Source organism: Amycolatopsis magusensis (genome assembly GCF_017875555.1).
Lineage (GTDB): Bacteria > Actinomycetota > Actinomycetes > Mycobacteriales > Pseudonocardiaceae > Amycolatopsis > Amycolatopsis magusensis.
The window spans coordinates 1,632,545-1,647,806 of record NZ_JAGGMS010000001.1; the positions used below are offsets into that span (position 1 = coordinate 1,632,545).

The 15,262-nt window shown below is 70.5% G+C and carries 13 protein-coding genes; 5 read left to right on the plus strand and 8 right to left on the minus strand.

Annotation, left to right across the window (positions count from 1 at the left end; genetic code table 11):
* Positions 1-76 precede the first annotated feature (76 nt).
* From purD to JOM49_RS07785, 3 genes are all read right to left on the minus strand, one after another.
* Complete coding sequence (gene purD, locus JOM49_RS07775) at positions 77-1,339, minus strand: phosphoribosylamine--glycine ligase (protein WP_209663664.1); 1,263 nt, start codon at positions 1,337-1,339, stop codon at positions 77-79.
* 104 nt (positions 1,340-1,443) lie between these two features.
* Positions 1,444-2,430, minus strand: coding sequence for a TAXI family TRAP transporter solute-binding subunit (locus JOM49_RS07780; protein ID WP_209663665.1), 987 nt, complete (start codon positions 2,428-2,430; stop codon positions 1,444-1,446).
* Positions 2,431-2,445: 15 nt separating this feature from the next.
* On the minus strand, positions 2,446-4,455 hold the full coding sequence (locus JOM49_RS07785; protein WP_209663666.1) for a TRAP transporter permease: 2,010 nt from the start codon (positions 4,453-4,455) through the stop codon (positions 2,446-2,448).
* A gap of 155 nt (positions 4,456-4,610) precedes the next feature.
* Here JOM49_RS07785 and JOM49_RS07790 point away from each other — a divergent pair, with 155 nt between their 5' ends.
* Complete coding sequence (locus JOM49_RS07790) at positions 4,611-5,714, plus strand: glycerophosphodiester phosphodiesterase (RefSeq protein ID WP_209663667.1); 1,104 nt, start codon at positions 4,611-4,613, stop codon at positions 5,712-5,714.
* Here the strand turns inward: JOM49_RS07790 and JOM49_RS07795 are convergent.
* The 3 genes from JOM49_RS07795 to JOM49_RS07805 form a co-directional block, all read right to left on the minus strand.
* Positions 5,695-6,882: an MFS transporter gene (locus JOM49_RS07795; protein ID WP_282770405.1), complete on the minus strand. Its 1,188-nt coding sequence runs from the start codon at positions 6,880-6,882 to the stop codon at positions 5,695-5,697. The genes JOM49_RS07790 and JOM49_RS07795 overlap by 20 nt on opposite strands.
* Positions 6,883-7,651: 769 nt before the next feature.
* Positions 7,652-8,581 (minus strand): TIGR03564 family F420-dependent LLM class oxidoreductase, encoded by a 930-nt coding sequence (locus tag JOM49_RS07800; RefSeq protein ID WP_209663668.1) that lies wholly within the window; start codon positions 8,579-8,581, stop codon positions 7,652-7,654.
* A gap of 42 nt (positions 8,582-8,623) precedes the next feature.
* The gene (locus JOM49_RS07805) at positions 8,624-9,910 is read right to left on the minus strand and encodes an adenylosuccinate synthase (RefSeq protein WP_209663669.1); all 1,287 of its coding nucleotides are present in this window, start codon (positions 9,908-9,910) and stop codon (positions 8,624-8,626) included.
* Positions 9,911-9,965: 55 nt separating this feature from the next.
* Between JOM49_RS07805 and JOM49_RS07810 the strand changes: the two genes are divergently transcribed.
* Complete coding sequence (locus tag JOM49_RS07810; protein ID WP_245369255.1) at positions 9,966-10,649, plus strand: hypothetical protein; 684 nt, start codon at positions 9,966-9,968, stop codon at positions 10,647-10,649.
* Positions 10,650-10,757: 108 nt separating this feature from the next.
* The gene (locus JOM49_RS07815; protein WP_209670951.1) at positions 10,758-11,384 is read left to right on the plus strand and encodes an HNH endonuclease family protein; all 627 of its coding nucleotides are present in this window, start codon (positions 10,758-10,760) and stop codon (positions 11,382-11,384) included.
* Here JOM49_RS07815 and JOM49_RS07820 read toward each other — a convergent pair whose 3' ends face one another.
* Entirely contained in the window at positions 11,385-12,023 is a 639-nt protein-coding gene (locus tag JOM49_RS07820; RefSeq protein WP_209663670.1) for a TetR/AcrR family transcriptional regulator, read from the minus strand.
* A gap of 108 nt (positions 12,024-12,131) precedes the next feature.
* On the opposite strand from JOM49_RS07820, the gene JOM49_RS07825 reads away from it, so the two are divergent.
* Complete coding sequence (locus tag JOM49_RS07825; protein WP_245370052.1) at positions 12,132-13,319, plus strand: lipase family protein; 1,188 nt, start codon at positions 12,132-12,134, stop codon at positions 13,317-13,319.
* Positions 13,320-13,386: 67 nt separating this feature from the next.
* On the opposite strand, the gene JOM49_RS07830 is transcribed toward JOM49_RS07825, so the two are convergent.
* A complete protein-coding gene (locus JOM49_RS07830) occupies positions 13,387-13,797 on the minus strand; it encodes a DUF3151 domain-containing protein (RefSeq protein ID WP_209663672.1) in 411 nt (136 codons plus the stop codon).
* Between the two features lie 230 nt (positions 13,798-14,027).
* Here JOM49_RS07830 and JOM49_RS07835 point away from each other — a divergent pair, with 230 nt between their 5' ends.
* Positions 14,028-15,251, plus strand: coding sequence for a hypothetical protein (locus JOM49_RS07835; protein WP_209663673.1), 1,224 nt, complete (start codon positions 14,028-14,030; stop codon positions 15,249-15,251).
* Positions 15,252-15,262 lie beyond the last annotated feature (11 nt).

The window sequence follows — 15,262 nt, forward strand, 5'->3', positions numbered from 1 at the left end:
CTGTGCTGGCAGGCTACCAACGCACGGACAACGGCGGACCGCTCTTGGACGCGGAGAACCCGGTGGCGGTTCCCCCTCAGCCCGCCGGAACCGCGATCTCGCCGTGGACGGCGCGCAGCGCGATGTCGGTCCGGTGGTGCGAACCGGGCAGGTGGACCTTCCCGACCTTGGCGTAGACCTCGTCACGGGCGGCGGCGAGGTCGGTGCCGATGCCGACCACGGACAGCACGCGGCCGCCGTGCGCGACCACGGCACCGTCGTCGCGGCGGCGGGTGCCGCCGTGCAGCACGCCGTCGGCCTCGGAGCCGGTGATCACGTCACCGGAGCGCGGCACGCCGGGGTAGCCGTCGGCGGCGATCACCACGGTGACCGCGGCGCCCGGCTCCCAGTCCAGCGGCGGGTGCTCGGCCAGCTTGCCGGTGGCCACCGCGTGCAGCAGCCCGCCCAGCGGGGTGTGCAGCAGGGCCAGCACCGCCTGGGTCTCCGGGTCGCCGAAGCGGCAGTTGAACTCGATCACCTGCGGACCGGCCGAGGTCAGCGCGAGCCCGGCGTAGAGCAGGCCGGAGAACGGGGTGTCCCGGTTCGCCAGCTCGTCGACCACCGGCTGCACCGCGTCGCGCACGATCTCGTCGACCAGGCCGGGCGGCGCCCAGGGCAGCGGGGCGTAGGCGCCCATGCCGCCGGTGTTCGGGCCCGCGTCGCCGTCGCCGACGCGCTTGAAGTCCTGCGCGGGCAGCAGCGGCACCACGGTCCGGCCGTCGACCAGGCAGAACAGCGAGAGCTCCGGGCCGTCCAGGAACGACTCCAGCAGCACCGGGTGACCGCCGTCGAGCAGGGTCATCGCGTGCGCACGGGCGCGGTCGAAGTCGCTGGTGACCACCACGCCCTTGCCCGCGGCGAGGCCGTCGTCCTTGACCACCCAGGTGGGGCCGAAGCGGCCGAGCGCGGCGTCGAGGTGCGCCGGGTTGTCCACCACCTCGCTGTGCGCGGTCGGCACCCCGGCGGTGTTCATCACGTCCTTGGCGAAGGCCTTCGAGCCCTCGATCCGGGCGGCGGCGGCGGACGGGCCGAAGCACGGGACGCCCGCGCGGCGGACCGCGTCGGCGGCCCCGGCCACCAGCGGGACCTCGGGGCCGATCACCACCAGGTCCGCCTTCCAGCGGGTGGCCAGCTCGGCGACCGCGGCGGCGTCGGAGACGTCGACGGCGAGCGGCTCGGCCAGCGCGGCGATGCCCGCGTTGCCGGGCGCGCAGGCGATCGCGGTCACCGCCGGATCGTGCGACACGGCCAGGACAAGGGCATGCTCACGGGCACCGGACCCGATTACCAGGACACGCACCCGGACAGCGTAGTCGTCAGCCGCACCCGGCCGCCCCCCGGGATTGCTATGAATGGGGCATTACTTGCATTCACCGCAAGTAATGCCCCACTCCTAGCATTGGATCAGCTGCCCAGGGCCTGCTTGGCGCCGGCGTGCAGCGGGACCGGGTCGGTGTGGCCGGCGTGCTCCTTGACGATCTGCTTCGCCGCCGGGTGCACCTGCTCCAGCTCCGCCTTCCGGTCGAAGATCAGCTTGGTCACCGCGCAGGCGTCCCCGGTGGGGAAGTCGTCGCGGACGACCAGCAGGTTCGGCACCACGATGGTCGGCACGTCCGCGGGCAGCTGGTAGGTGGCCGCCGGGATGGTCCCCGCCTCGTACACCGGGTTGATCTGCTGCAGCTTCGGCAGCAGCGGGGTGATGTCGAGGAACTTCACCCCCGTGCCCATCGAGGTGGTCAGGTCGGTGATCTCCGGCGTCGGCAGCCCGCCGGACCACACCAGCCCGTCGATCGTGCCGCCCTTCATGCCTTCGACCGACTTGCCCAGCGCCAGCCGCTGGGCCTGGATGTCGGCGTCCGGGTTCAGCCCGGCCGCGGTGAGCAGCCGGTTCGCGATCACCTCGGTGCCCGACTTCGGCGAGCCGGTGGAGATCCGCTTGCCGCGCATGTCCTCGACCGAGTTGATGCCCGCGTCCGCGCGCACCACCACCTGCGTCGAGTTCGGGTAGATCCGCGAGAGCGCCTGGATCTTCTGCGGTTTGCCGTCGAAGGCGCCCTTGCCGTTGACCGCGTCCGCCGCGGTGTCGGCCAGGGTGAAGGCCAGGTCGTACTCGCGGCCGGTGAGCTGCTGGATGTTCTGCACCGAGGCGCCGGTCTCCGCGGCGGTGGCCTTGAGCTTGGAGTTGTTGCTGAGCAGCTGCGCGATTCCGCCGCCCACCACGTAGTAGACGCCGCCGACGTTGCCGGTGGCGATGGTGATCCGGCCGTCGGCCGCCTCGCAGGCGACCTGACCGCCCTGCCCCTGCGCGGGTTCCGAGGTCTGCTTGCCCCCGCACGCGGTCGCCGAGAGCACGACGGCCAGCGCGCCTGCCAGCAAAAGCTTCGAACGCATGACTCTCTCTTCTCCTTAGACGGCTTCGCGGACGGGTTGCTTCTCACGCCAGACGACGTGGGCGATGGCGGCGACCAGGCAGAGCCCGACGCCGACGGCGATCGCGATCGGTTCCAGGTAGAGCAGGCAGACCGCGGCGGGCACGCACAGCGCCCGCACCTGCCAGCGGACCGGGCCCGCCGCCCAGCCGCCGGTGACCACGGCGAGCACGGCCACCGCGAGCGCGGACACCACCGCCACCCAGAGCACGGTCAGGAAATCGGCCTGGAGCAGCAGGGCGGAACCGTTGTCGGTGAGCACGAAGGCGATCGGCACCAGGAAGGCGGGCAGGGTGTACTTCCACGCCTGCCACATCGTGCCGATCACCGAGCCGCCGGTGATCGCGGCGGCGGCCACCGCGGCCAGCGCGGTCGGCGGGGTCACCTCGGACAGCACGGCGTAGTAGAAGATGAACATCGCGCGTTCGGCGTCCGCGACGCCGACGTCGGCCAGCGCCGGGCCGAGCACCACCCAGGCGATGATGAACGACGCGGTCACCGGCACCGCGAGGCCGAGCACGCCGACCGCCACCGCGGAGAACAACACGGTGAGCACGAGCACCGCGGTCGGATTGCTCGAGATCGCTTGCGCCGCTTGGACGAGCGCGTCCGCGAGCACCTGGCCGAGCCCGGTCTTGGTGATCGTCGAGGTGATGATCCCGGCCGCCGCGCAGACCGCGATGACCGGCAGCGCGCCCCGCACGCCGAGCGCCAGCGCGACGCCCATGTCCTTCAGCCAGTCCTTGACCGGCTCACGGCGGGTCAGCCTGGCGATCAACGCGAACAACGCCGCGACACCGGTGGCGTAGACGACCGCGGCGAACGGCGGAATGTCCAGGGCCAGGAAGACCACGATGATCGCCAGTGACAGGAAGTGGTAACCGCCGCGCAGCAGCAGCTTCCCGGCCTTCCCGTGTGCCATTTCGACGGCCTTGGCCCCGAACCGGCGGGCGTCGGCCTCCACCGCGAGCACGATGCCGAAGTAGTAGAGCAGCGTCGGCACGATGGCCCAGACCAGGACGGTCAGGTACTCGGTCTGCAGGTACTCGGCGATGATGAAGGCGGCGGCCCCCAGCGTCGGCGGCGACAGGATCGCGCCGATGCCCGAAGCGGCCAGCAGCCCGCCCGCGTTCTCCTTGGGGTAACCGGCTTTGCGCAGGATCGGCCAGGTGATCGAGCCGAGGCTGACCGCGGTCGCGGTGCCGGAACCGGAAACCGTGCCGAGCAGGAATCCGGAGAGGACGGTGGTGCGCCCCGGCGCCGTGCGCGAGCGCTTGAACAGGGCGAAGCTGAACTCGACGAAGAACTGCCCGGCGCCCGAGGCGTTGAGCACCGCGCCGTAGATGGTGAACAGCACGATGTAGCTGGCGGCCACGTCCAGCGGGGTGCCGTAGAACCCGCTCGCGTCGTTGTACAGCGCGTTGACGATCTGGCCGAAGTCGATACCGGCGTGCGCGACGCCCCAGCTCTGCGGCAGGAAGCCGCCGTAGTAGGCGTAGGCCAGGAAGGCGACGCAGACCAGCGGCAGCACCAGCCCGGTGGTCCGCCTGGTCGCCTCCAGCACCAGCAGCAGGAGCAGCGCCCCGGCCACGATGTCCATTGTGGACAGAATGCCCTGGCGGTCGAGGAACTCGTCGAAGCCGCCGCCGGGGATCGGCAGCACCGGGTACAGGCCGGTGAGCAGGGCGATCACCGCGAGCACCCAGTCGAGGACACCGGGGTCGTCGGTCTCGCTGGTGTCCTTTCGCGACCGCGGTCGATAGCAGAGGAACACCGCGGGCAGCGTGCAGCCGAGGAAGATCACCAGGTAGTACTGGACGCCCTGGGCGAACGGGAAGAACACCTGCTTGAGCACCAGCAGCGAGACGGCGAAGCACACCACGCCGACGAGCAGGTCCGGCCGGCGCGAAAGCTGCCGCGCGGGCCGTTCCTCGTCTTGAACAGCGACCACATCCGCTGTTTCCGGTGCTTTCGTCGTTTCGGCCAAGGCACACTCCGCTCGCACGCCACAACGCTGAATGCACGCTACGGTGTCCCGGCTCACAGTTGAAGGGTTGATCCAGATCCCGTTAACCCGTAATCAACCGGCCGGACTTCCGGGGCGGTGAAGGTAGCGCCGACCCACACACGAGGAGGACGAAGATGGTGCGCAAGAGACTCGCCGTGCTGGCGCTGAGCGGGCTGGCCGTGCTCGGCCTCGCCGCCGTGCCCGCCGCGGCGCAGGCGGGCGAGGTGCGACAGTTCGGCAAGGGGCACGATGAGCCGGTGATCGTCGGACACCGCGGGGCGCCGGGCTACCGGCCGGAACACACGCTGGCCTCCTACGAACTGGCCTACCGCCAGGGCGTGGACTGGGTGGACGTCGACCTCGTGCCGACCAAGGACGGGCAGCTGGTGGCCCGGCACGAGAACGAGATCGGCGGCACCACCGACGTCGCCGCGCACCCCGAGTTCGCCGGCCGCAGGACCACCAAGGTCATCGACGGCACCAGCTACACCGGCTGGTTCACCGAGGACTTCACCCTGGCCGAGCTGAAGACGCTGCGGGCCAAGGAACGCATCCCGGACCTGCGGCCGAACAACAAGATCTACGACGGCCGCTTCCAGATCGCCACCTACCAGGAGGTGCTGGACCTGACCCGCAAGCTCGGCCGCGAGCTGCGACGGGAGCTGGGCACCTACCCCGAGGTCAAGCACTCGACGTACTTCCGCAAGATCGGCAACCCGACCGAGCCGAAGCTGGTCGAGCTGATCAAGCGCAACGGGCTCAACCGCAAGAACGCGCCGGTGATCGTGCAGTCGTTCGAGGTGACCAACCTCAAGGAGCTGAACAAGCAGCTCAAGGTGCGGCTGGTGCAGCTGACCTCGGCCACCGGGGCGCCCGCCGACTTCGTCGAGAGCGGCGACCCGCGCACCTACGCCGACCTGGTCACCCCGGCCGGGCTGAAGGAGATCGCCGGGTACGCCGACTCGCTCGGGCCGGAGAAGAACCAGGTGATCGGCCGCGACGCGGCGGGCAACCTCGGTTCGCCGACCTCGCTGGTGGCCGACGCGCACCAGGCCGGGCTGCCGGTCGTGCCGTACACCTTCCGCAACGAGAACAACTTCCTGCCGCTGAACTTCCGCTCGTCGGCGAACCCGGCCGAGTGGGGCAACGCGTTCGGTGAGTTCGAGGCGTTCTTCAAGGCCGGCGTGGACGGCGTGTTCGCCGACCACCCGGACACCGCTATCGAGGCTGCTGGGTAAGGGTCAGCGCCCGGGCGCCCACGGCCAGTACGGCGAGGGCGCCCAGTGCGCCGACCCCGGCGAAGACGTAGAAGCCCCAGGGGTAGGCGATCCCGGCGGACAGCAACGCGCCGCCGAGCAGTGGCCCGGCGATCGCCCCGAGCCTGCCGATCCCGGCGGTCCAGCCGAGCCCGGTCGCGCGGCCCTCGGCCGGGTAGGTCCGCCCGACGTAGGCGTAGACCAGCACCTGCGCGCTGAACACGAAGCACCCGGCGAGGAACACCGCCACGTAGAGCCCGACGGTCGGCAGCCGCACGCTCAGCAGCGCCAGGAACACCGCGCCCGCCGCGAACCACGCGATGGTCGACGGCCGCACCCCGGCGCGGTCCGCGACCCGCCCGGCGACGACCAGCCCGACGATCGCGCCGACGTTGAGCGTGAGCAGCAGGGACAGCGCCGCGCCGAGCTCGTACCCGGCCACGCGCATGATCTGCGGCAGCCAGGTGTTGAGCCCGTAGACCAGCAGCAGCCCCATGAAGGACGCGACCCAGAAGGCCAGCGTGGCGCGCAGGAACCCGCCCTTGAACAACCCGGCGACGGCCTTCATGCCGACCTTCTCGGCCTTCTCGAAGACCTCGGACTCGGGCAGGTACTTGATCATCAGCGGCACCAGCACGAGCGCGGGGGCGGCGCCGATGACGAACATCCAGCGCCAGCCGGCCGCGGGCAGCACCACGATGCCGAGCAACGCGGTGAGCACCGCGCCGACGTGGTAGCCGGTCATGATCGTGGTGGCCGCGCTGCCGACCTTGCCCTTGGAGAACTCGGTCACCAGCGTGATCGCCGTCGGCAGGCAGCCGCCGAGCCCGAGCCCGGCGAGGAACCGCAGTATCCCGAACACCAGCACCGACGGCGCGAACGCGCACAGCAGGGTGAACAGGGAGAACCCGGCCACCGCCGCGATCAACGCCTTGCGACGGCCGATGGTGTCGGTGACCGTCCCGATCGCGAGCGCGCCGAGCATCATCCCGACCAGCCCGACCGTCGACACCGCGGAGCCCGTGGCCGGGGTGAACCCCCACACCCCGTCCTCCAGCAGCACGGGGATCACCGTGCCGAGCACCACCAGGTCGAACCCGTCGAGCAGGACCGCGGCCCAGCACAGGGGCAACACCGCCGAGGGCTTCACACCACACCTCCACCTTCCGGCGTCCCATCATGAGTGGCCACCCCCACCCCACGAAGCCCCCATTCCACCCAACGAAACGCCCCCCGAACCCCACGTTCAAACACCCGAACCCCACGTTCAGGAAGCCGAGTTGCACACTCACGCAGCTGAACCCCACGTTCAGGAAGCCGAACCCCGCATTCGGCGCCCGGGTTGGAACGATCCAAGGGCCGAATGACGAGCGAGGGAAGCAGGCCGGGCCGAGTTGGAACGATCCAAAGGGGGACGCGAGCGAGGAAGGCTGGGTCCAGGCCCGCACGCCCGGGCGAGTCCCACGTTCAGGCAGCTGAAGCCCACGCTCGGGCACCCGAGTTGCACACTCACGCACCCGAACCCCGCACTCGCGCAGCTGAAACCCACACTCGGGAAGCCGAACCCCGCATCCGGGCAGCCGAAACCCACACTCGGGCGGCCGAGTTCCACGTTCGAGCACCCGGGCCCCGGCCGAAGCAGGCGCCGCGAGCCTCCCCAAGCCGCCGCTGGCGTAAGCGGCACCAGCCCCGCCAAGCCGATGCCGACGCGCCAGCCCAAGCCGATGCCCAAAGGTCACGAACCTCCAAGCCGACGCGAGCGTCACTAGCCCGCCAGCCCCAGCGAGAGATCACGACCATCCCAAGCCAGCGACGAGAACCGACGAGGCCGCCCAGACCCTCCCTCACCCCGGTCCAAAGCCAAAAACACGGCAATCTCCGCCGTAGTCACGCTGAAAAGCCGGGGTGGCCAAGAACCACTACAAGTTCCGAGTCAACTCACCCAGCAACCGCCAGGTCCGCAGTTGATCCGTCGTTCCCACCAGATCCGACTGCGTGACCACGACCTCCGTAGCCCCCGCGTCGAAGTACCGCCGGATCTCCGCCGCCACCAACTCCTCGTCGCCGACGACGGCCAGGTCCGCTGCTTTCGAGGCACCGCTCAGAGCCACGATCCGCTGGTACGAAGGGATCGTGTCGTAGAAACCGGTCTGCTCGGCGACGCGCCGCCGGGCGGTTTCCAGGTCGTCCGTGACCACGGCGGGCAGTGCGGCGACGATCCTGGGCGCCGGGCGGCCCGCTGCCTCCGCGGCCTTCGAGATAGCCGGGACGATGTGGTTCGCCAGTGCCTTCGGCCCCGCCAGGAACGGGAGCGTGCCGTCGGCCAGTTCGCCGGCGGCTCGCAGCGCCTGCGGGCCCATCGCGGCGACCACCACCGGCACCGGGTTCGCGCCCGCCACCTTCGCCGGCATCGGTGGCTTCGCGGTGATCAGCTCACCTTCGAACGCCGCGGTGCCGGTCTCGAACACCGACCGCACCACCGTCAGGAACTCCCGCAGCCGCGCGATCGGGCGGTCGTGGGGCGTGCCGAAGACCGGCTCGGCGAACTGCGCCGCCCCCAGGCCCAGGCCGAGGGCGAAGCGCCCGCCGGTGGCCGCCTGCGCGGTCTGCGCCTGCGACGCGACCAGCAGCGGGTGCCGCCCGGCGAGCGGCACCACGGACACGCCGACCGACACCTCCGGCACCGCGCGCCCGACCACCGTCGCCAGCGTGATCGCGTCGTAGCTGAAGACCTGGCCGAACCAGGTCGAACGCACCCCGGCGGCCGCCGCGCGGCGGGCCTGGCCGACGACGTCGTCCACGGCGTTGACCGCGCCGGCGGCCGGGGCGATGGCTGTTCCCAGTCTCATAACCGGCCCAACCTACGCCCGCGAGCCACGATTCCCGGAAAACTAGAGGAACTGGTGTCGCACGATGGTCTGCTCACGGCCGGGGCCGACACCGATCGCCGAGATCCGCGCCCCGGAAAGCTCTTCCAGCCGCTCCACGTACGCCCGCGCGTTCGCCGGCAGGTCGTCGAAGCTGCGGCACTCCGACAGGTCTTCCCACCATCCGGGCAGCTCTTCGTAGACCGGCACGGCGTGGTGCACGTCGGTCTGCGTCATCGGCATGTCGTCGGTGCGCACGCCGTCGACCTCGTAGCCGACGCACACCGGCACCTTCTCCAGCCCGGAGAGAACGTCCAATTTGGTCAGGAAGTAGTCGGTGATCCCGTTGACCCGCACCGCGTAGCGCGCGATGACCGCGTCGAACCAGCCGGTGCGGCGCGACCGCCCGGTGGTCACGCCGAACTCGCCACCGGCCTTGCGCAGGTTCTCGCCGGCCTCGTCGTGCAGCTCGGTCGGGAACGGCCCGGAGCCCACGCGCGTGGTGTAGGCCTTGAGGATGCCGAGCACCGTGGTGATCCGGCCCGGCCCGATGCCGGACCCGGCGCTGGCGCCGCCCGAGGTCGGGTTCGACGAGGTGACGAACGGGTAGGTGCCGTGGTCGACGTCGAGCAGGGTGCCCTGCGAACCCTCCAGCAGCACGGTTTCCCCGCGCTCGAGGGCCTTATTCAGCTCCAGGCGGGTGTCGGCGATGCGGTGCGCGAACTTCTCGCCCGCCGAAAGCACCTCGTCGGCCACCTGCTCGGGCTCGAGCGCCCGGCGGTTGTAGACCTTGACCAGCACCTGGTTCTTGAACTCCAGCGCCGCTTCCACCTTCTGGCGCAGGATCTTCTCGTCAAGCAGGTCCTGCACGCGGACGCCGACGCGGGCGATCTTGTCCTGGTAGCAGGGCCCGATGCCGCGGCCGGTGGTGCCGATCTTCTTCGCGCCGAGGTAACGCTCGGTGACCTTATCGATCGCCACGTGGTACGGCATGATCAGGTGGGCGTCGGCGGAAAGGAGCAGCCGCGAGGTGTCCACCCCGCGCGCTTCGAGCCCGGCGAGTTCGTCGAGCAGCACGCCGGGGTCGACCACCACGCCGTTGCCGATGACGTTGGTCACGCCGGGGGTGAGGATGCCGGACGGGATGAGGTGGAGCGCGAAGTCCTGGCCGTCCGGGAGCACCACGGTGTGCCCGGCGTTGTTACCACCCTGGTACCGGACGACCCACTGCACGCGGTCGCCGAGCAGGTCGGTGGCCTTTCCCTTGCCTTCGTCGCCCCATTGGGCACCGATGAGCACGATGGCCGGCATGTGACACTCCATGAGGTTTCGGCAACAAGGACTTGGCGCTGGTAAATGCCGGTGCATGACTGTAACGGAGGACCTGGGCGTGCGTGGAGTGGTGCTGGTTTGCGGGCCCGGCGCGCCGGAATTTCCGGCGATCGAGGGACTCACCACCGAGGCGTTGCCCGCCCGTCCCGGCAAGGCCGAGGTGGACCCGCTGCTGCCCGAAGCCGGGCACCTGGTGGTCGCCGGGACCGACGCCGACCTGGCCGCGATCGTGTTGCGGTTGCTGCGAAAGGACCGCCTCGGCGCCACCACGGTCGGGTTCGTCCCGCTCGGCGGGGAGTCCGAGGTGGCGGCGCTGTGGGGGCTGCCGCAGGACCCGGCGACGGCCTTCCGGCTGGCCGTGCGCGGCGACGTCGACCCGGTCCCGCTGATCCGTGACGACGCGGGCGGCGTGCTGCTCGGCCGCGGGGAGATCGGCCCGGCGCAGGGCGTCGGTTACTGCGACGACCAGGTCGCGCTGCGTGGTCGTGCGCGGTCCATCGTGGTCACCCCGGACACCGAGGGCGGTGCCGGACTGGTCGTCCAGGTGACCAAGGGGCTGCTCTTCCGGCGGCCGGTCACCTTCTCCGGCCGCGCGTTCCAGCTCGGCTGCATCCCGGCGGTCCCGGTCTCGGACGGCGTGCCGTACCCGCGCGAGATGAAGCGCTGGACCTGGTACCGGCACACCGAGGACCTGCGGCTGGTGCGCGGCCTGGTCTGACGCCAGACGAAAGTGCCTACTGTTCACGCGGGGGCGTTGCTAGCTTCACCCTGTTGAGTCAAGGTCAGAAAGTTCCCAACATGCTGATCGAAAGGTGACAAGGTGACCCTGCATCGCCGCACCGCACTGGCCACGCTCGGAATCTCCGCCCTGCTCGTCGCGGGCCTGCCGGGCATCGCGTCCGCCGAGCCGCCGAACATCCCGGACGCGGGCACCGCGCAGGCCCAGCTGGGCGAGCTGACCGTGGCCCCCGACGGGTCCCAGGACGGGTACGACCGCGAGAAGTTCCCGCACTGGAGCGACCAGGGCGACAGCTGCAACACCCGCGAAGTGGTGCTCAAGCGCGACGGCACCGGCGTGGAGACCGGCACCGACTGCGCGGCCACCGCCGGCAGCTGGTTCAGCCCGTACGACGACGCCACCTGGACGGCCGCGTCCGATGTGGACATCGACCACGTGGTGCCGCTGGCCGCCGCGTGGCGCACGGGTGCGGCGAGCTGGACCGACGCCAAGCGCGAGCAGTATGCCAACGACCTCGACGCGCCGCAGCTGATCGCCGTCACCGACAACGTCAACCAGGAGAAGGGCGACAAGTCGCCGGAGGACTGGAAGCCGCCGTCGACGGGCTACTGGTGCACCTACGCGCGCATGTGGGTCGGCGTGAAGCACAAGTGGGAGCTGACCGTCAACGACGCCGAGAAGACCGCGCTGACCGACATGCTCGGAAGCTGCTGATCAGCGCAACTTCGCGATGATCTCCGGCGCGTGGCCCTGCAACCGCAGGACGCCGCCGACGGTGAATTCGGTGAGCAGGTCGATCAGCGCCTCCGGGTCGGGCGCCGGGTCGTCCCAGCTCATGCCGACCAGTGCTTCGGTCATCGCGAAGTACATGGCCACCAGTGCCTTGTCGGTCCGCCCGGACTCGACCCCCTGCGCGGCCCACCGGGCCCGGCTCGCCTCGGCGTAGATCGTCGCGAGCCGGGCCCGCACACGGTTCATCGCCGGATCCCCGGCGCGCTCGGCCTGCATCAGCAGGGGTAGCGCGTCGGGGTGCTCGGCGACGAAGGCGAACATCGCGGCGTAGTTCGCGCGCGCCCACACCCGCAGCTTCGGCTCGGAGGCGTCCAGCGCGGGCTTGCCGACCTTGGCGTGCACCAGTTCCTCGGTGGCCTTCACCGCTTCGGCGAAGAGTTCCTTCTTGCCGCCGTAGGTCTCGTAGACGGCCTGGCGGGTCAGCCCGGCGGCACTGGCGATCTGCTCGACGGTGGCCGCCTGGAGCCCGCTCTCGGCGAACACCTTCCTGGCCGCGCCCAGGATCAGCGCGCGCTGCTCGTCGACCGGGAGCTTCCGCGGCCTGCCCACCCGCCTTGACATGTGCGCCACCTCACCTGACCATATTTCCGACACTGTCGTCGAAAAGACTGCGCAGCTCAACGGGGAGCCACCTTGCGCCGATCACTCAGCCGTGCGTTCGCCACGGCCCTGTCCGCCCTCACGTTCACGGGCCTCGTGGCGTTCGCCGCGGCACCGGCGACCGCGGAATCGTTCTACGATCCGCCGTCCCCGCTGCCGGCGGGTGAGAACGGCGACATCATCAAGCACGAACCGGCCGACTTCTTCATCGACCCGGTGAAGCTCATCCGGGCGCCGGCCAAGGTCCAGCGGATCATGTACCGCAGCCGCGACACGCACGGCGACCCGATCGCGGTCACCGGCACCGTGCTCACCCCGCACCAGGCGTGGACCGGCGGCGGCGAGCGGCCGATCGTCAGCTACGCGGCGGGCACCCAGGGCGTCGGCGACAACTGCGCGCCGTCCAGGGCGATGGCCGCGGGCATGGAGTACGAAGGCCCGTTCATCTCGGGGCTGCTGCTGCGCGGGTACGGCGTGGTGGTCAGCGACTACGAGGGCCTCGGCACGCCCGGCATGCACACCTACGCCAACCGCGAGTCGCAGGCGCATACCGTGCTCGACGCGATCCGCGCGGCGCAGCGGCTCGAAGCGGCGAACCTGCCCGACGACGGGCCGGTGGCGATCGCCGGGTACTCGCAGGGTGGCGGCGCTTCCGCGGCGGCCGCGGAGTTGCAGCCGTCCTACGCGCCGGAGTTGAAGGTCAAGGGCGCGTACGCGGGCGCCGTCCCGGCCGACCTGGCGGCTGTGGCGAAGAACCTCGACGGCGCCTACGCGGCGGGCTTCCTCGGATACGCCCTGCTCAGCATGGACGCGGCCTACCCGGAACTGAACATCCGCGGCCTGCTCAACGACAAGGGCAACAGGATGCTCGACCAGGTCGCGACGCAGTGCACCATCGAGGCGATCGCGGCGCACGCCTTCACCAAGTCGACCGGGCTGACCAAGGACGGCAGGCCGCTCTCGGACTACCTGGACGAGGAGCCGTACGCGTCGCGGCTGGCGGAGCAGCGCATCGGCGACCGGAAACCGGCCGTGCCGATGCTGGTGGTGCACAGCACGCTCGACGACATCGTGCCGTACGCGCAGGGCCGCGAGATGGCGCGCGACTGGTGCGGTCAGGGGGCGAAGGTGCAGCTCAGCAGCTCGCTCGTGCCCACCCACGTGGGCGGTGCCGTCCGGGCCTTCCCGGAGATGTTCCTGTGGCTGGAAGGCCGCTTCGCCGGAAAACCCGCCCCGACCAACTGCGGCCGCTTCTAGGAACCCGGCAATGCTATGAGTGGGGCATTACTTGCATTGAATGCTAGTAATGCCCCACTCATAGCAATCAGGCGAGGCCGGTGGCTTCGGCGGCGGCCGGGTCGGAGTCGGTGAGGAACTTGCGGCAGCGCTCGTACTCCTCGGTCTCCCCGATGCGCTGCGCCGCCTTGCCCAGCACGGCCAGCGCGCGCAGGAAGCCCTGGTTGGGCCGGTGCGCCCACGGCACCGGGCCGAAGCCCTTCCAGCCCGCGCGGCGGAGCTGGTCGAGGCCGCGGTGGTAGCCGGTGCGCGCGTAGGCGTACGCGGCGACCGTCTCGCCGCTCTCCAGCGCCTTCTCCCCGAGCGCGGCCCACGCCTCGCTGAAGTCCGGGTGCTCGGCGGCGACCTCGGCGGGATCGGTTCCGGCGTCGAGCGCGGCCTGCGCGGCCGTGCGCTCGGGCAGTTCGGTCGGGTCGGGACCCAGCAGGTTGTGCGTCATGCGGCCATTCTGCTCGCTAGAGGAACAGGCTCGTCACGATCCCACCGGCACCCAGCACGAGCACCGCGACGAGGATGGCGGCGACCATTCGTTTCGGCATCATCGCCGGACACCCTGCCGCCACCGCTGGCCGGAAGGCAACCCCGCAACCCTTACGGGTGATCCCTGGTTTCCGCCACTATTCCCCGCCCGCTCTATCGACCGTGACCTTGACCAGGGATGATGACCTTGTGACGAAGGCAGTGAGTGCGTCTGGGGTCGCCGAGCCCGACGTCATCCCGAAGAGTCCGATCGCGAAGACGAAGCTGTTCTTCCAGCTGTACTGGAAACGGGGTGCGCCGGGGCAGCGGCCGACCGCGCCGTGGGCGCTGAACTTCGCCTACGGCATGTGGCTGCTCGCGTTCGCGTTCAAGCTGATCGGCTCGTCGTGGGACATGTCGTGGCACTTCATGTGGCTGCGCGACGACCTGGCGCCGCCGCACCTGATCAACACCGTGGGCACCGGCATCGTGGTCGTGCTGGTGGCGATCCACAGCTACACCGGCCTCGGCTGCGACCGCCGCTCGCTGCGGCTGATGCAGGCGGGGACCGTGGTGTTCCTCATCGCCGGGCCGCTGGACGTGCTGAACCACCGGGTCAACGGCCTCGACCTGACCGCGTGGAGCCCCTCGCACCTGCTGCTCTACATCGGCACCGGGATCATGCTGGCCGGCGCCATCGACGGCTGGCTGAAGACCTCGCCGCCGGGGCGGATGCGCTCGCTGGTGCTGACCGGGCTGTGGTTCTTCTTCCTGGAGAACACGTTCTTCCCGAACGGGCAGCAGGAGTACGGCATCCTCGAACTGCGCTCGTGGGAACGCGGTGAGCCCTACGCCGAGCCGACGCTGCTGGAGTTCGCCGCCGAGCAGATCGGCCGCCCGGTCGACCGCGAGGCGGTGGTCCACTTCGCGATGCCGATCGAGGACTGGGTGTACCCGGTGTGGGGCATCGGCGTGATGGCGCTGATCCTGGCGATGGCGCGGCACACCGTGCGCAAGCCGTGGACCGGGACGACGGTGGCGGTGGCGTACGTGGCCTACCGCGCGCTGATCTGGCCCCTGCTGCTCGGCGCCGGTTTCCCGACCTCGACCGTGCCGTTCTACCTGATCTTCGTGGGCCTCGCGGTGGACCTGGCGTTCCGCATCGGCCGGGGACACCGGATGCTCACCGCCGGCGTCGGCGGCCTGCTGGTGACCGCCTTCGGTTACGCCGCGCTGTGGCTCCAGTCGCAGGTGCGGCCGCTACTGCTGGGCGAGGACGCCATCACCGAATCGGCGCCCCCGATCGAGTACCTCACGGTGCCGTTCGTCCTGGTCGGCGTGGCGCTCCTGTGGGCACTGGCAAGCCCCATCGCCCGACGCCTGAACGCCCCGCACAAGAAACCCTCCGACCTCATCCCGGACACCGTCGTCTAGGAGCACAGGTG